The sequence below is a fragment of the Pseudonocardia sp. McavD-2-B genome, assembly GCF_024124365.1.
Taxonomy (GTDB): Bacteria; Actinomycetota; Actinomycetes; order Mycobacteriales; family Pseudonocardiaceae; genus Pseudonocardia; species Pseudonocardia alni.
Genome location: NZ_JAMXSG010000003.1, coordinates 41,180 through 58,015, shown reverse-complemented (window position 1 = coordinate 58,015; position 16,836 = coordinate 41,180). Strand labels below are relative to the sequence as shown.

The window sequence follows — 16,836 nt, the reverse complement described above, 5'->3', positions numbered from 1 at the left end:
GATTACCTTTCTGCGGGGCGCGGGGATCCGACGATGCGTCCGCGACGTCGGGCTGCGGGGAGCCAAGCGACGGCGACGGCGGCGGCCGCAAGGATGATGTAGGGGCCGTCGCCGAGACGGGTGTACGGGGTGAGGCCGGTGCGCAACGTGACGGGCTCGCGCAGCAGCGCCGGATCACCGAGGGGCGACAGTGCGCGGACTGTCCCGTCGGGGTCGACAACGGCCGAGTAGCCAGTGGGTGCGGCTTGGATGACGCTGCGTGCGCTTTCCAGCGCGCGCAGGCGTGCCGCGGCGACTTCGATCGAGGGGACGTCGTCGGTGACATACGACGAGGCATTGGTCGGGACCAGGACGAGTTCGCCACCGGCACGGACCGCTTCCCGCACCCGGTCGGCGAACAGCACCTCGTAGGAGATGACGACTCCGAGCCTGCGGCCGGCGACGTCGAGAGCCGCCGTGCCGTCGCCCACGATGGCGTCGCGGGGGACCAACGCCGTCAGATCGGTGACCTTCTCCAGCAAGGCCCGACCGGGGATGTACTCGCCGAACGGCACACGATGTTCCTTCTCGTAGCGCCCGGTCTGCTGGCCGCGGGCGTCCCACAGCAGCGCGGCATTGCGGAACCCGCTGCCCTGCGTCTCGGTCACACCGGCGATGACCGGGGCGGCGAGCCGCCGAGCCAGTTCGGCGACGGCTCGGTCGTTCGGTCCGCCGATCACCGGCCCGCGGGAGGTGATCACGTTCTCCGGGAACAACACGAGGTCGGGAGATGCGGTGATGTCGCGGGCAACAGCCAGGTGCCGGTCGGTGGTGTCCTGCGGATCGGTGAAGACCGCCCGCAGCCCCCGCGGGCCCCCGCCCTGCACGATCGCGGTGTCCAGCCGGCCTGTGGCGGTGGTCGTGGCGGCGGCGACGGCGGCCCCGACCGGTGGGATGGCGACACTTCCGGCGAGGGTCGCGGCGAGAACGACGACCCGCTGTCGACCGGTGGCCGTGATTGTGGCCGCGAGCCCGGCCCCTGCAGCGGCGGCGAGCCCGGTGACCAGTAGTGACCCACCCACGGGGGCCGCATCGGCAAAGGGGCCGTCGAGCTGGCTGAGCACCAGCGCGGGGAGCGGGAATCCGCTGAAGGGGAACGCAGTCTGAGCGGCGTCGAGCAACATCAGCAACGCCGGCACCGCCCACCACCCGTGCCATGGGCGTCCCGGCGTCGATCCCGGCACGGCGCAGGCCACCGCGACGAGCAACGCCGTCTCGACAACCGTGACGGCCAGATAGCCGGCCACGGCGAAGTCGGACAACCAGTACAGCGACGAACTGAACCACACCAGACCGGTCGCCGCGCCGATGCCGGCGCGCTGGCGAAGCGTGCGACCTCGAAGCGCCAGAACCCACATCGCGACACCGAGTGGTACCAGTGGCCACCAGCCTCGAGGTGGAGCTGCTGCCGCGAAGGCGGCGCCTGCCGCGACCGCCAAGACGAAGCTTGCCCGGAGACCGAGCCGGCCCCGCCCGCGCCGTGACGTCGTTTCTGTGCCTGATGCCCTCTCGTGTCCTGACGCCGGAGAGTGCGGCGCACGCTGTCGTGGAAACCGGTCTCGGTTCGTCACGAGCCGGCTGCCAGGAGTGGGTGGCCTGCGTCCTGCCAGGCTTGCATCCCGCCGGCCAGGTCGGTGAGATTGCGGTAGCCGAGCTTGGCCAGTGTCGTCGCAGCGGCCGCGCTCATCGTTCCGGTCCGGCAGTACACGGCCAGCGCAGCGGCTCGATCTGCCGGCAGCTCCGCGACCCGCTCGCCGATCTGGTCGAACGGGATCGAGGCGTCGGTGCCGGCGATGGAGCCGTCGTCGGGCGTGTGCACGTTGACGACCACGACGCCGTCTCTGTCCACCAGTTCGGCGAACTGCGCGGCATCGACGAGCCGCACCGGGGACGCCGCAGCGCCGGTGGAGACGGTGGCAGCGCTCGGTGCTGCGGCCTCACGGGCTGTCGGGGTGCTGGCGCAGGCGGCAAGCAGGACAAGCGCGGCGAGAGCGATCGTTGCGGGACGCACGAGGCCGAGGCCGGGTCGACAGGTCATCGCGGTGCTGGCTCCAGTGGGCGCGTCGGCTCGGTCGAGGGAAACGAGACCCTCTTGTGGTCCTATGTATCGTAGGAGATGCCGTGATGGCGATGCCGCGCACTGCACCCCCCTCCGCGGTAGCGCACATCGGCACCGCCCGGTGCGGCGGGCGGACCGGTGGGCATCGGCCCACTGGTCCGTTCCCGCTGGCCCGCGATGTCTCACCGGTTGCGGACGTGGTCGCACGGCGAACCGTGCCGTACGAGGCACCAGCGGCACCCGCTGCGCTGCTGGCGCGGTTCGACGCGCTCGCGGCGTCGTTGCCACCGGGGGAGACGAGGCAACCCGGCTTGTTCACTGGTTCGTCGCGTTGGAGCAGGTGGCGGCGCTTGCGGTCTCACTCGGCAGCCAGACGTGCAGGTGGAAGGGGGCCAGGGCCTGATCGTCCACCCCTCGACGGCGTCGAGATCGACGAGCTGACCGTCGCCGTCGAGCCTCAAGTTCTGTCCGTCGATCGTGAAGGACATCCCCATCGGGCCAGAACCCGTTGTTCCCATTCTCTGGTGCCCAACACGCGACAGCGCCTGCCTGCTCCGGGACCACCTTCGATGAGGCAGGACAGCGGGCGGCGTCTCTCTCAACGAAGCGGCCCCACACCTGGGCTCGATGCTCTTCCAGTCTCGGCGAGGGTCTCGTCGCGGACGGGGTCGATACCGATGACCCGGTGGCCGGCCGTCCGACCTCGCTTACCCACGCGACACACGATGACCCAGTCAGTCGCGATCACACCTCGACGCGCCCCGGCGCGAAGGCCCGGAGCACAGTCGTCACGATCAGCTCCGCAGCATCGGAAGGGTGGATTTTCGCCCTTCCGACCTCGTCGGCAGCACCGTGGATGAGCCGATGCAGAACCGCGACCATCCAGGAGATGGGGAGGTCATCGCTGAACACACCGTCAGCTTGTCCTCGTTCGAGCACGCGTACAGGACGCTCGGCCAACCTCTCATGGAGCTGATGGATCCGCTCTGAGGCCAGTTCCTTCTCTGCGGCGGCGACAAGACTGAGGGAGCGACCGGTGTGCTCCCAACTGGCGCGGATGTAGCGCGCCAGTGCTTCCCGCGGTGGACCTTGAAGATCGACCGACTTCAGGGCGACATCCACCTGCTCGAGTACGTGCACGACAGCGGCATCGACGAGTTCCGCCCGCGAAGGGAAGTGCCCGTAGACGGTCACCCGGCCGACCCCGGCCTCCTTCGCGACGTCGGCCACGCTCGCCTCCGGGCGTCGCCCTAGGCAGTCCGCCGCTGCCTCGACGATCGCATCGATGTTGCGGCGAGCGTCCGCTCGCCGGGGTCCACCCGAGGCCATCTGCTCTGAGCCAGCTCCCATGAGCTCGAACATACCTGTTTGACTTAGAACGGCAATTAGGTAACTCTGACAGCACTGTACGAGTTAAGGAGTTGCCATGCCCGACTCGACCGGCACGCCGCCGGATTCCAGAGTGGTCGCACACACCGGACGCTGGCGGACGCTGGCGTTGCTCGGCGTTGCTCAGTTCATGCTGATCGTCGATGTCACCGTCGTGGCGATCGCGCTACCCCACATGGGTGCCGACCTGGGCCTGTCCCGCGACGCGCTGACATGGGTGACGAGCGCCTACACGCTTACGTTCGGCGGTCTGATGGTGCTCGGAGGACGCGTTGCGGACCTCATCGGACCACGCCGGCTCGTCCTCGCCGGCCTTGCGGTGTTCACGATCGCGTCGCTGACCGCCGGTATCGCCGATGGGGCGGCGATGTTGATTGTCAGTCGGATCGCGCAGGGCGTCGGCGCCGCCATGCTTTCGCCGGCGGCGCTGTCTTCGGTCGTGCGACTGTTCGACGGCGAGGAGCGGAACAAGGCCCTCGGTATCTGGTCTGCCATGGGCGGTGCCGGCGGCGCGGTCGGAGTGCTGCTCGGAGGAGTCCTGACCGGCGGGCCGGGATGGCCGTGGATCTTCTTTGTGAACATCCCCGTCGGCGCGGTGATCCTCGTCCTTCTGATCCGCATGCTCCCGGCGTTGCCCGGGGTCCCGGTGCAGGAGCGCCAGGGAGTCGACGTTCTGGGCGCCGTGCTGATCACCGGTGGGACCGGCCTGGTCATCTACGCTCTGATCGGGGCCGGTGATCGGGGCTGGCTCGCCCCCGTCACGGTCGGCCTCGTCGTCGCGGGCGCAGCACTGTATGCGGCCTTCGTCGTCTGGCAACGACGAGTTCGATCCCCGCTCATGGATGTCGAGCTGATGACCCGCCGCTCGGTGGGGTCGGGGACCTTCGTGATCCTGATGGCCACGGCCCTCATGGTCGCCATCTTCTTCCTCGGCTCCTTCTACCTGCAGGACGCGATGGGCCACAGCGCGCTCACGACCGGCCTCCTGTTCCTGCCGGTCGCCGGTGCGACGATGCTCGGCGCCAATCTCGCAGGATGGGTCATGGCGCGCGTCGGCGGCCGAGCACTGGCGCTCGGCGGGTTGCTCCTCGCCGCACTCGGACTGGCCGTCCCCGCGCTGTGGGCGGGGACGCTCAGCATGGTGCTCGGGCTGAGCGCAGCCGCTGCGGGGATCGGCTCGCTGTTCCTCGTCGCCTCGGCGACGGCACTGGGGCAGGTCGAGCCGGAGAAGTCGGGCGTCGCGTCCGGCATCGTCAGCACCTTTCACGAGTTCGGAGCGTCTATCGGCACCGCCGTGGTCTCGAGCATCGCGGCAGCAAGTCTCATGACCGGCTCGGGCGAGGGGTTCGGCAGAGCCTTCGGCGTAGCGGCCGTGATCGCACTGGGCGCCGGCCTCCTCGCGACATGCTGGATCCCGGCACGCGTTCGCACGAGCAGGACGACTGATTGAGGCGGCCGGATCAGCCCTGGTGCCGCGACGGCACCGCGGGCTCCGTGGATGGCTCGCCCCGGCCGGAATCAGGATGATGCTGAGGTTCCGCCGCTTCTCCGCGAACCTGGGGGAAGCTCAGTCGGTCCACCGGCTCGTTCTCGCGGTGCGCCGGAGAGCGGGTCTCGGTCGCGACCGGGAGCAGCAGCGTCATCGTCGACGGGACGGTACCGACGGTGAGTCGTCCGCCTTCGCTCTCGGCGAGTCGACGAGCCAGCGGTAAGCCCATACCGTTCCCGATGTGTCCGTCCGTGAGAGCGGCCGTCGGGACACCGGACCCTTCGTCGCTGATCTCGACCGCGATCGCGCTCTCTCCCAGCTCGTGGACGGAGACCGACACCGCCCCTGCACCGTGGAAGTAGGCGTTGTCGAGGAGGACACCGACGATCTGGCGGACGGCGGCCGACGACGCGTCCGGCCGCGGAAGAGAATCCGGCAGCCGGATCGAGAACCTTCGGCTCTCCCGGGCGAGGCGAGAACGCCACTCCTCGTCGAACTCGGCGAGCAGCGCGGAGAGATCGGCCGGTGCTGAGGTCGTCTGACGTTCGCGTGCCAGTACCAGGAGCTCGTCGATCGTGCGCTCGAGCCGGTCGATCGAACCCAGACCGTCCGCGATCTCTGCGATCGTCATGCGCTCGGGCCGGTCGAGTGCGGACTCCAATCGGAGCCGCAGGCCTGCCAGGGGCGTGCGTAGTTGATGAGAGGCTTCCGCTGAGAACGCTCTCTCGCGCGCGACGAGGTCGTCGAGCCGCCGCGCGGTTCGGCTGAGGGCGGCGCTCGCCCGGTCGGTCTCCGCGATACCGGTCGAATCCGGGGTGATACCGAAATCCCCGTCTCCCAGCCGGTCCGCGTCGTCGACCAGGCGCTCGAGCGGACGGGACAGACGGATCGCCAGCCGTCGCGCGAGTAGCCACGCTGACACCAGCACGACAGCGGCGAGGCCCGCCATTCCCAGCCAGATGGGGACCAGGGCGCCGTAGACTTGAGACGGCGGTGTGGACGTACGAACCACACCGATGATGTCGCCCGTGTCGCTGACCGGGACCGCGACGGTCAGGTCCTCGACCGGCGGTGGACCGGTGCGGCTGCCGAGGACGTACTCGACCGGCGCGTCGCCGTGCGCGGGACCGTCACCGAGCAGCCGCGTCCCCTCGTCGTCGTAGAGGGCGATCGCGGCATCGCCGGGGCCGTCCGGCAGGCGTCTCGGCACGAGATCGTCGGTCATGTCCTCCTGCACCGTGCGAGCGGCGAACCCCGCGAGACGCTGCAGTGAGGAGCGCTCCTCCGCCACCGAAAACTCGGCCAGTCCGATGACAAGCGGTATCCCGAACAGCGCCACCGCGAAGGCCGCAGCGATGACAGCGAGTGCCACGATCCGCGACCTCATCGATCGGACCCTCCGCTGTCGGGCAGCGGCATCGCCAGGCGATAGCCGTGCCCGCGCGGTCCTGTGATGGCGGAGCCCGATAGGGCGGGAAGGCGCGAATCCTGCGCAGGACCCCGACCTGACCGTTGAATTACTCGGCTAGTGTGCACTGGTCAGCCATCGCAGCGAGCACCTCCCGCGGCCCCGTGTAGGGATCACGGCCGTGGGCAGTGCGGATGTTGTCGACGACCAGGAGGTCACCGCTCTGCCAGGGCTCGCGGACGGCGTTGGCGGAGTAGGCCTGCATGATGTGGGATATGAGGTCCCAGCCGATGGGGGTGCCGTCCCCGAAGCAGGTGGTGGCCGGTAGCCCGTCGGGCCCGAGCAGGTCGCGCAACTCGTGGGCTGTTTCGGGGCCGAAGACCCACTCGCTGTAGTAGGCGATCTCGTTGAACCAGCAGCGCACTCCCGTGATCGGGTGCCGGACGACGGCCGGGCGGCGTTGCCGGGTGCGGAGCTGTCCGCCGCGGCGCCACTCGAAGTCGATGGAGTGTGCTCGGCAGTAGTCCTCGACGCCGTGTCGGTCACCGATGCCGAAGGCCTGAGACCAGGACGGACCGACGTCGCCGTTGTAGGTGCGCACCAGCATCCATCCCTCACGCTCACAACGCTTCACCAGACTCGCGGGCAAGGCTGCGAGCACGGTGGAGGAGTCGACGAGGACTGTGGCCCCGCCGAGGACGGGCGGGGACAGGCAGACGAACATCATCGAAGCGGGGAACCAGTCGCGGTACGACAGCTCGTGGTGCGGGCACATCGGGATCCCGTGTGGCCATCGCGTCGTCGAGTAGACGCGGTCGGTGTAGGGCACCCGCGGTGCGAAGGCCTCACGCTCGGCCATCAGGTCGTCGGCGAGCATCCGTACCACGTCGCCGGCCAGGATCGGGTCATACAGGCCCAGACCGCGGACCAGCACTGCGCCGTGGTCGACCACGGCCGCACGGAGCGCTCGCCTCGTTTCGAATGCCCACTGCAACGGGTCGTCCGGGTCGACCTGCAGGAGAGCAGGCGTGCCGGGGCGGCATTCGACCTGGAGCTCCACGTTCTGGGGAGGCCGGGACGAGAAGGACATGTCGACTCCCCATGGTGCGCGGTCGGCGCTCATGCCGACGTCGGAATGGATCTGGTGGGCAGCTCGCGGGCCGGGTTGGCGCCCCAGGTCTCGCCCGCGGGGACTTCCTCGCCCTTCATGAGGAACGAATCGGCCTCGATCACGGCGTCATCGCCGATGGTGATGCCGTAGTGCACGAAGGCGCCGATCCCGAGCGTGACCCGCGACCCGATGACGGTGTAGTCGGACTTGAACGCACCGTCTTCCTGCGAGTGGTTCTGGACGATGCTGCGCTCATTGAGCGTGCAGTCGTCACCGAACCTGATGAATGGTCGCTCGACGAACGCGGCGCCGTCGTCGAACAGGCGCGCGCCGACCCGCATGCCGAGCATGCGCAACAGCAGCCCCTTGAACGGGGTGCCGTTGAACAACAGCAGGTAGCTCGGAGCGGGTACCTTCCAGAACCGTTCGTGCCCCCAGAAGATCGGCTCGTAGATCGAGCACCCCTTCGGCGCCCGCAGGAGCAGTCGCCGCACCGACCGGTCGACCGCGGTGAACCACCCGACGGTGAGCACGGTGATCAGCACCTGCGCGACCAGGATTTCGGCAGCGCCGAGCGTGACCTCCCAGATCGCGATCCCGGGGACCAGCAGTGCGATCCCGAAGAAGTAGAGCCAGCGCACGATCAGGTGCAGCGCGATCGTGACGGCGTTGTGCCGATTCTTGCCACGGAGCGCGCGCCGCAGTCCCTGCTCGCCGAGCTCGAGTTGTGCGTCCCGGGCGACCGTGCGCGGAATCTCGAAGCTCGGAGAACCGAGCAGGCCGACGTCCTCTCGGACCGGGCCGTCGACGGGGATCATGACCTTGGTGCCGAGCAGGCAGTTGTTCCCGACCCTGCCCTGCGACGGGTAGACGATCCGGTTGCCGAAGAAGCTGTTCGTACCGATCGTGGTCTGCGACAGGCGGAAGGACGTGTGCGAGTACTCCGCGTTGACGATCGAGAGGTCGTCGGCGACGACGGTGCCGGTGCCGATCCTGGTCAGATAGGGCGACTCGTGCTTGATCAGCATCCCGAAGTTGTTGCCGGTCTGCACCAGTGGCCGGAGCTTGTAGCCCACGGCCCGGAGGTAGTGCGGGATCGCGGAGCTGTCCCCGAGCAGCATCGTGAACGTGACGCTGTTGGTCAGCAACGCAACGGTCTGGTGCAGGAAGTAGTGCACTCCGTAGAGCGGGTAGACACGGTCCGGCCGCACCGCGCGAGCCAGCAGGCGTGGAACGGTGATCATCACCAGGAACGCCACGAGCAGGACGCCGAAGAACAGCACGAAGCTCAGAGCGAGGATCTCGAGGTAGAAGTACCAGTGGACGAACGCCTCCGGCCCGGGGAACAGCAGCGCCGTCAGCTGCGGAACCTCGCGCAGCAGTAGCGCGATGCCGCCGAGGGCGAGCGGGAGGGCCAGGCCCAGGATGATGGTCAACTGCACCAGCGAATAGACGATCTTGCGGGTCAGCCCGGACCTGGCGGGCGGGACGGTGCAGTAGTTCACGCCGGCCGGGCGGGCCGGTGATCCGTGCCAACGCTCGCCGGCGGGGACCAGCTGACCGCTCAGCAATGCGGAGGTGTGTCCGAGCTGGCCGCCGTCGTCGATGCGTGAGCCGAGCTCGAGGACCGTGGCTTCGCCGACGAACGCATCGGCGCCCAGGGTGACCGACCCGATCTCGATCAGACCATCGCGGGCGCGGTAGCCAGAGAACATCGCGTCCTTGCGGATCACCGTGCGGTCACCGATGGACAGCAGGTCGGTGCACACCGGCATGGATTGGGCGAACAGTGCCACGTCGCGGCCGATCCGGGCGCCGAGCGAGCGGAGATACAGCGCGTAGAGCGGTGAGCCGCGGAACAGAACCAGCGGGTTCATGCGCACCAGCGTCTTGACGATCCAGAATCGGACGTAGCCTAGGCTCCAGATTCGGATCGAGCGGGGCTTCCACCGACCGATCAGTACCCACTTGACCACGATCGGGAACAGGCACAGGAACGCGAAGCTCGCTGCGCCGACGACGACCGCCCGCGTGTAGAGATCGAGCAGGGTCGGCGACACGACAAACCACTCGTAACCCAGGAACAACACCAACGCCATGAGATAGGACCAGCCCACGGCGAACGCGACCTGGAGCGCGCCGCACAGGACATATCCCGCGGTGCCGACCCGGCGGACCGAGGCCCACCGGTCGAGCACGACGGCCGGCTCCTCCGGCGGAGTCGACGCGGTGAGATCACCTCGTGCGGCCGGGGCGAGCGAGGCGGCCAGGCCGACGAGCGTCGGAGTGGCGTAGACGTTCTCCATCGACAGCGTCGGCAGCCGGGGGTCCTTGCGGACGCGGGCGCAGAACTTCGCCATCATCAGGGAGTCGGCGCCCAGGTCGTCGAAGAAGTTCGCCTCGTCCGGCACCTCCCGTTCCACCACCGCGGCGAGGACCTCGCCGAGCTGCACCGCCAGTTCCTGCGCCGCTTGTGCGGTCCCGTCGGCGGCGGGGGCCACGGCCGCCGCCAGGTCGGTCAGGGTCGGATGGCTGTAGACGTCCTGTATCGACAGCGTCGGCAACTCGGGGTCCTTGCGGACGCGGGCGCAGAACTTGGCCATGTCCAACGAGTCCGCGCCGAGCTCGAAGAAGTTCGCCTGCGGAGGAACCTCGTCACGGTCGAGTACCTCCGCCAGGATCTCGGCCAACTGTTCCTCCACCACGACCGGCGACGGCGGCGCCGGTGCCTCAGCCGGTGCGAGAGCGGTGGCCGGTAGTGCGAGAGCGGTGGCGAGGCGTCGCAGTGTCGGGTGCTCGTAGATGTACTGGATCGACACCGACGGTAGGTCCGGGTGTGTGCGTACCCGGGCGCAGAACTTTGTCATCAGCAACGAGTCGGCCCCCAGGTCGTCGAAGAAGTTCGCGTCGACGGGGACCCGTTCGCGGTCCAGCACCCCGGCAAGCACCTCGCCCAGAAGCGCCTCAGCGCCGGTGGGGGCGGTGGGGGCGGTGCCGGCACCCGGTGCGGGGACGGGGGGCATCGGTGCGGCGTGTTCTACCGCCATTGACTGCGTCGTGGGTGCCTCCGGGGCGAGGGCCTCCAGGTTCGGGGGTGCCGGCTCGAAGCGACGGCCACGTGCGGATGGCCCTTCCTCGAGTCGGGCTCGGTACTCGATACGACCGTCGGCGGTGATGCGGCCCAGGTCGCCGGTGCGAAAGATCCGCTGCGACGGATTGCCGGGCACATCCAGCGAGTCGGCAACGAACGCTGCCTGTGCCAGGTCGTCACGGTTGACGTAGCCGCGGGCCAGCCCGACCCCGGCGATCCCGATCTCACCGATCGCACCGCGCGGTAGCGCCGAGCGCGGATCCTCGACGTCCAGCACGACAACGCTGTAGGTCGGCAACGGAACGCCGAGCGAAGGGGGCCGGCCCGGCTCCAGCTCGGTCCAGGTGGTGGTCACGGTTGCTTCGGGCGGACCGTAGGTGCCGATCAGCCGACGTCCGGGACGGCGCCAGCGCCTGATCACCTCCGGTGGGCACGACGCGCTCGACAGCACCAGCCGCAGAGCGAGCAGACGCTCGTCGAGTGCAGCCAGTGTCGCGGCGTCGCTGCGCAGCACCGTCACACATCGCTCACCGAGGAAGCGCCACAACGGCTCTCCCTGCAGGTTCGACCCGGCCGGCGGAGCGACCACCGTGGCTCCGGCGACCCACGGCACCCAGGTTTCCTCCACCACCAGGTCCGACGCCGGTGACTGCCCCTGGAACACCCGGTCACCGGGCACGATGCCATACACCTCGGCTGCCACACGCACGAAGTTGCATACGCTGCTGTGGTCGATCGCCACTCCGTGCGGACGTCCGTCGGTGTCGAAGCTGTAGACGATGTAGGCGACCGGCCCGCCCGGCACGCCGCGTTCAACGTCGAGCAAGCGTCGTGAACTCTGTTCGGCGATGAAGCGCCCGGCGAGGTCGAGCTCGACCACGGTCGTCGCCGTCCGCGCATCGAGTTCAGGGATCCCGGCCGCGACTGTCGAGGTCGTGAGCACCAACTGCGCGCCTGCATCAGCGATGATGGCGACCACGTGGTCGCCATCGAGTCGCACGTCCAGTGGAACGTAGGCGGCACCGACCTTGGCCACGGCGAGCATCGCGACACAGAAATCAGCTGAGCCGCCGAGTAGCAGCGCGACTCTGTCCCCCCGGCCGATGTGGTGCAGTCGCAGGTAGCGGGCCAAGCGGTTTGCCTCGTCGTCCAGCTCCAGATACGAGAGGACACCCTCCGGGGCATCCACGGCCGAGCGGTCGGCGCAACCGAATCGGACCAACCACTCGCACTGCGCCTCAAACAGAGCCTCAAGTCGCTCGGTCGGGTGCGCACGCCTGCCCTGTGGCTCGTCCTGGTCGATCAGGATCCGTCCGGGTTCAGGGCTGCCCGCTTCCAGCCCGGTGGATCCCGACGTGCCGGGACCGCTGCGCAAGCCCGTCCGAACATCATCGTCGGGTGTCCGAATGAGTTGGTCCCAGCGGGTCATTGCGTTTCTCCGGTGCTGTCCCGCGGCACCGCGCCATCAGATTGAGCGACCGGACGTCGGATGCACGGCCCGATCCGTACGCTTTGCACGCCGCTGGGCATTCCGATCCTCGTGTCCGATTCCACTACGATTCTCGGGCGGCCGGTGATCGGATCGATGGCTCTCACTCGCTGCCGCAAGATCCCTCCGCTCGGACCGGCGAGCCTGGAAGAGCCGAAACGATCTATGACCGGAGCAGCGCAACCGCTACCTCCAACCACCTGCGCCGGGTCCGCCGTGCCGATTCCCCGCGCCTCGATGAACGAGCACACTGCGTTAACACCGCTCGCGCGTCCTCGCGAGTCGCATCGATGACGGCCCGGCCGGCCACTAAGGCGCGTGCGGTACCCCGCAAGGGTCGCCAGCGGCTGGGTGATCTCCGGTTGTCTCCCTGTGCGCACGACGAGAACTCCCCCAACAGGCCGGTGGCGTTTCCGTGCAGCTTCACGAAAAGTGGCGCCGGACTTGCTCGCGCTTCCCGCTGCATCGCGAAGGTCACCATTCTACTGTTGGCCGAGCAAGAGGAAGGTAAAATGATCGCCTGGAAAAGCAAGAGGAGGGTTAACGAAAGGCGATCACATTCGGCCAATTGGTCCTGTCTCGTCCAGGCGTGCCCGGCAGACTGCTCGGCGGAGGCGGCAGATGGCTGTCCGACGTGCCGTCCGACGGACACGCCGCTGCGGCCTCGTCGCCACCCGAGGCCCCGCCTCTTCCGATCGCCGACCCGCGTCGTGGGGTGGGGCTGACTGTCGTGTTGCCGACACACCGCCATAGTGCGAGCTGCGTCGACCGGCTTGGTCCCGGGAGCCGCATCCTGGGCAGGTGCGATGCGCGCGAGGTGGTGCAGCCACTCGGCTGCACCACCTCGTCGTGATGGACCCGATTAGTCCGCGTGTCCTCGGAAGCGGCGCAGTCGCAGGCTGTTGCCGACGACGAAGACGGAGTCGGACGCCATGGCCGCGCCGGCGATCATCGGGTTGAGCAGGCCGACCGCGGCCAGCGGGATGGCGGCCGTGTTGTAGGCGAAGGCCCAGAACAGGTTGGTCTTGATCGTGGTCAGGGTCCTGCGGGAGAGCCGGACCGCGTCGGCGGTGGCGCGGAGGTCGCCGCGGGCCAGGTGTCCGAGGGATACCGCTGCCTCCGGCGAGCCGTCCGCCTACCGTGGACCAGGCCGACCTCCGGCCCTCACGCAAACATTCCGACGCTTCTCAACCACGCTGTCCAGCATCAGGACTGCTGGGTGCAGAGTTCGAAATAGCCGCAAGTGCCTGACCGGCTTCGGTGCCGGCGAACAGCCCACCTGGTCCCCTGTGTCGACGTCGAGGAATGGGGCGCGTGGATCGGTAGGTCGAGTCGGCGTCGCTGGGAGGTCGAGTCGGCGTCGTTGGGCGCGAGCGTCTGCGGCCCTCGGCAGACCTGGGTCGTCGCAGACCCGGGTCCCGATCCCCGGCGTGTTGACCGATGAGCTAGCTTCTACGGAGCGTAGGAGTTCGGACTGCGGAGGGGAAGGAGGCCGGGGTGGCGGCGTACCGCAGGTTTTCCCACCAGCGCGGTGTTGTGAGCGCGCACAGGCGCCAGGTGCGCCCCGCTCTTGCAGCGATTGCGGTCATGGTGGTTCTGCTGTCGACCGGTTGTGGAGTTGGCCGGGACGCGGCCGGGTCGGGGCCGGGACAGGAGTTTCAGTTCGTGGCACCCGGCGGACAGACGCGGATCGCCTACGACCCGCCAGAGAGCCGTCAGCGGATCACCGACCTACGCGGCGAGAGCCTGATGAACCCGGGGACCGAAGTCGGTATCGGGGACTTCCCCGGCAAGGTCCGCGTGATCAATATTTGGGGTTCGTGGTGTGGCCCGTGCCGGGTGGAGGCGCCCGAGCTGCAGGCGGTGCAGGACGCCACGCGTGGCGATGCCGTTGTGCTCGGCATCGATGTTCGCGACGACCGGCAGGCTGCGCTGGACTTCAAAACCGACCGTGGGCTGACCTACGACTCGATCTATGACTTCTCGGGCCGCAGCCTGGCACGGCTCGACGGGTATCCGCGCAACGTGGTGCCCTCGACGATCGTGCTGGACCGCGAGGCTCGGGTGGCGGCGGTGTTCCTGACCCCGGTGTCGAGCTCGGACTTGCTGCCGCTGATCGCCAAGCTGACCGACGAAGCGGGGACAGGCCGTGAACGCTGAATCTCGACCGCTCCCGCGCACTTGTGGAGCGCGTGACTGATGGGTGCGACCACAACTCTCGCGATGTCGGGGCCGTTGGTACTCGCGGTCCTGGTCTCGGTGGCGGCGGGGCTGGTGAGCTTCGCGTCGCCGTGCGTCGTGCCGCTGGTTCCCGGCTATCTCGCCTATCTGGCCGGGTTGGTGGGCGCGCAATCACCGCCGGTGACCTCGGCCGAGGCTCGTGCCCGCGCAGCCGCCCGGCGCACAGGTACCGACGCCGATACCGTACTGGCGCTCGCCGACCCGGGCGCTCCCCGCGCCGCTGCCGGCGACCCGCCCTGGCCGGCGGCGGAGGACACGGCGGGCTCGCCTAGAACACGACCGGTCGACGGCCGCTGGCGTGTTGTCGGCGCGGTCGCACTGTTCATCGCGGGCTTCACCACCGTGTTCACCATCGTCATGGTCGGTGTGGTCTGGCTGTCCGATGTACTGATCGACAACGAGGCCGTGCTGCAGCGCATCGGCGGTGTCGTGATGATCGTGATGGGGCTGGCGTTCGCCGGGCTGATCCCGGCACTGCAGCGCGAGTACCGCGCGCACTGGGCGCCACGGGCCGGGCTGGCCGGTGCGCCGCTGCTCGGTGCGGTGTTCGGACTCGGCTGGGTGCCCTGCATCGGCCCGACCCTGGCCGGGGTCGTTGCCGTCGCCGCCGGGACCGGGGGCGGCTCGTTGCGCGGGATCGTCCTGATCCTCGCCTACTGTGCCGGGCTGGGGATCCCGTTCGTGCTCATCGCGCTCGGTGCCACCCGCGCCGTTGGCGCGCTGGGTTGGCTGCGCCGGCACACCCGAGCGGTCCAGGTCGCCGGGGGTGTGCTGCTGGTCACGGTCGGTGTGCTGCTGGTGTCCGGGTTGTGGGCACAGTGGCTGGTGAAGCTGCAGGTCTCGATCGCCGGGTTCACCCCGCCCATCTAGAGATGAGCTCACCACCTACCGCGCCCCCGACGCCGCCGCAGACCAGCTCCGGCGGCGAGCCCCCGTCGCGCCCCGGGCCCTTCCGGGCCGGGGCGGCCCTGCTGCGCAACACCTGGCGCGGCCTGACGAGCATGCGCACCGCGCTGGTGCTGCTGTTCCTGCTCGCCGTCGCCGCGCTGCCGGGCGCTCTGTTCCCGCAGCGCTCACTCAACGCGTTCCTCGTCGACGACTTCTACGCCGACTACCCCGCCGCGGCGCCGATCGTCGAAGCACTGGGCGGATTCGAGGTGTTCGCCAGCCCGTGGTTCGCCGCGATCTACCTGCTGCTGATGATCTCGCTGGTGGGGTGCGTGCTGCCCCGCTCGCGGGAGTACTGGCGCGGGATGCGCCAGCCACCCGTAGCGATACCGCGGAACCTGTCTCGGCTGCCGCACCACGTTTCGGGCGCCTCTGTCGAGGCTCCCGAAACGGTGCTCGGGCGCGCCCGCACACTCCTGCGTGGCTGGCGAACAGTCGAACGCAGCGAGGTCGACGGTAGCCGGACGGTGTCCGCCGAGAAGGGCTACCTGCGTGAGACCGGCAACCTGGTCTTCCACCTCAGCCTGATCGGGATCCTGCTCGGTCTGGCCGGGGGCAAGATGTACGGCTACGAGGGTGACGTCATCATCCGCGCGGACGGCACCGAGTTCTGCAACTCCTCCGTCCTCGGCTACGACACGTTCCGGGCCGGGCTGCGCGTCGACGGCACTGACCTCAACCAGTTCTGCGTGCGGGTCGACCGCTTCAACGGCAGCTGGCTGCCGAACGGCCAACCGGCCACCTTCGGCGCAGACGTCGCGTACCAGACCGGAGAAGACCTCCGCAACGGCAGAACCAGCTGGCGCCCGACCGACATCTCGATCAACCAGCCGCTGCGCACCGACGGCGACCGCATCTACCTCACCGGCTACGGCTACGCGCCGGAATTCACCGTCACCTGGCCGGACGGGCAGAGCCGAACCGGGGAGATCCAGTGGCGCCCGGTCGACCTGAGCGGCACCCAGCTCTCCGAGGGCGCGACCAAGTTCGAGCGCCCCGGCGTCACCGACCCGGAAGCCCGGCGCACCACCCAGCTCGCGGTGACCGGCACCTTCGCCCCGACCGGGGCGATCGACCAGCAGGGCCGCCTGGCCTCGGTGCACCCCGACCTGCGCGCACCGACCGCCGACGTCAACGTGCTGCTCGGTGATCTCGGCATCGACGACGGTCGCGGCCAGTCGATCTTCGCCGTGGACCAGCAGCAGATCGACGACGGTGAGCTGCGATCGGTCGCGCAGGACCGGCTCGGTATCGGGGACACCGTGCGGCTGCCGGATGGCACCGTCGTCCGGTTCGATGGCGTCACCCCGTGGGTGAACCTGCAGGTCGGCTACGACCCGGGGCAGGTCTGGGTGCTCATGTTCTCGATGTTGATGGTGGGCGGTCTGTCTCTGTCGCTGTTGATCAAGCGGCGCCGCTTCTGGGTGCGCGTGCAGGCCACCGACGGTGACCCCACGGGCAGCCGGGTCGAGCTCGGCGGCCTGGCTCGCACCGACCGAGCGGGCTACGGCGAGGAGTTCGACCGGCTCTCGACCGAGCTGCTCGCACCGACGCAGAACAAGGACGGTTGAC

Annotated in this window: 10 protein-coding genes and 1 pseudogene; 4 read left to right on the top strand and 7 right to left on the bottom strand. The window is 69.0% G+C overall.

The window, feature by feature from the left end:
- Positions 1-2: 2 nt before the first annotated feature.
- The 3 genes from lnt to NH602_RS01275 form a co-directional block, all read right to left on the bottom strand.
- Positions 3-1,610, bottom strand: coding sequence for an apolipoprotein N-acyltransferase (gene lnt / locus NH602_RS01285; protein ID WP_253066762.1), 1,608 nt, complete (start codon positions 1,608-1,610; stop codon positions 3-5).
- Positions 1,607-2,077 (bottom strand): rhodanese-like domain-containing protein, encoded by a 471-nt coding sequence (locus NH602_RS01280; RefSeq protein WP_179763254.1) that lies wholly within the window; start codon positions 2,075-2,077, stop codon positions 1,607-1,609. The genes lnt and NH602_RS01280 overlap by 4 nt, the downstream gene beginning before the upstream one ends.
- Before the next feature lie 765 nt (positions 2,078-2,842).
- On the bottom strand, positions 2,843-3,427 hold the full coding sequence (locus NH602_RS01275) for a TetR/AcrR family transcriptional regulator (protein WP_256493494.1): 585 nt from the start codon (positions 3,425-3,427) through the stop codon (positions 2,843-2,845).
- A 97-nt stretch (positions 3,428-3,524) separates the two neighbouring features.
- Here NH602_RS01275 and NH602_RS01270 point away from each other — a divergent pair, with 97 nt between their 5' ends.
- Positions 3,525-4,937, top strand: coding sequence for an MFS transporter (locus NH602_RS01270; RefSeq protein ID WP_253066760.1), 1,413 nt, complete (start codon positions 3,525-3,527; stop codon positions 4,935-4,937).
- Between the two features lie 10 nt (positions 4,938-4,947).
- On the opposite strand, the gene NH602_RS01265 is transcribed toward NH602_RS01270, so the two are convergent.
- The 4 genes and pseudogenes from NH602_RS01265 to NH602_RS01250 all read right to left on the bottom strand — a co-directional run.
- Positions 4,948-6,348, bottom strand: a complete 1,401-nt coding sequence (locus tag NH602_RS01265) for a sensor histidine kinase KdpD (RefSeq protein WP_253066759.1) — start codon at positions 6,346-6,348, stop codon at positions 4,948-4,950.
- 145 nt (positions 6,349-6,493) lie between these two features.
- Positions 6,494-7,474, bottom strand: a complete 981-nt coding sequence (locus NH602_RS01260; protein ID WP_179763290.1) for a TauD/TfdA family dioxygenase — start codon at positions 7,472-7,474, stop codon at positions 6,494-6,496.
- Between the two features lie 29 nt (positions 7,475-7,503).
- On the bottom strand, positions 7,504-12,015 hold the full coding sequence (locus NH602_RS01255) for a Pls/PosA family non-ribosomal peptide synthetase (RefSeq protein WP_253066758.1): 4,512 nt from the start codon (positions 12,013-12,015) through the stop codon (positions 7,504-7,506).
- A 922-nt stretch (positions 12,016-12,937) separates the two neighbouring features.
- Positions 12,938-13,171: pseudogene (locus NH602_RS01250) on the bottom strand (heavy metal translocating P-type ATPase); the annotation flags it as partial.
- A gap of 491 nt (positions 13,172-13,662) precedes the next feature.
- On the opposite strand from NH602_RS01250, the gene NH602_RS01245 reads away from it, so the two are divergent.
- The 3 genes from NH602_RS01245 to NH602_RS01235 are packed head-to-tail and all read left to right on the top strand — an operon-like array spanning position 13,663 to position 16,835.
- Positions 13,663-14,235 (top strand): TlpA disulfide reductase family protein, encoded by a 573-nt coding sequence (locus NH602_RS01245; RefSeq protein WP_179763288.1) that lies wholly within the window; start codon positions 13,663-13,665, stop codon positions 14,233-14,235.
- A gap of 39 nt (positions 14,236-14,274) precedes the next feature.
- Positions 14,275-15,186, top strand: coding sequence for a cytochrome c biogenesis CcdA family protein (locus NH602_RS01240; protein WP_246354006.1), 912 nt, complete (start codon positions 14,275-14,277; stop codon positions 15,184-15,186).
- A gap of 2 nt (positions 15,187-15,188) precedes the next feature.
- Entirely contained in the window at positions 15,189-16,835 is a 1,647-nt protein-coding gene (locus NH602_RS01235) for a cytochrome c biogenesis protein ResB (RefSeq protein WP_179763251.1), read from the top strand.
- The last annotated feature ends 1 nt before the right edge of the window (position 16,836 follow it).

Coding starts and splice junctions, on each gene's coding strand:
- NH602_RS01275 (WP_256493494.1), bottom strand. CDS start 3,427: ATGGCCTCGGGTGGACCCCGGCGAGCGGACGCTCGCCGCAACATCGAT.
- NH602_RS01260 (WP_179763290.1), bottom strand. CDS start 7,474: ATGTCCTTCTCGTCCCGGCCTCCCCAGAACGTGGAGCTCCAGGTCGAA.
- NH602_RS01235 (WP_179763251.1), top strand. CDS start 15,189: ATGAGCTCACCACCTACCGCGCCCCCGACGCCGCCGCAGACCAGCTCC.
- NH602_RS01270 (WP_253066760.1), top strand. CDS start 3,525: ATGCCCGACTCGACCGGCACGCCGCCGGATTCCAGAGTGGTCGCACAC.
- NH602_RS01240 (WP_246354006.1), top strand. CDS start 14,275: ATGGGTGCGACCACAACTCTCGCGATGTCGGGGCCGTTGGTACTCGCG.
- NH602_RS01255 (WP_253066758.1), bottom strand. CDS start 12,015: ATGACCCGCTGGGACCAACTCATTCGGACACCCGACGATGATGTTCGG.
- NH602_RS01280 (WP_179763254.1), bottom strand. CDS start 2,077: ATGACCTGTCGACCCGGCCTCGGCCTCGTGCGTCCCGCAACGATCGCT.
- NH602_RS01245 (WP_179763288.1), top strand. CDS start 13,663: ATGGTGGTTCTGCTGTCGACCGGTTGTGGAGTTGGCCGGGACGCGGCC.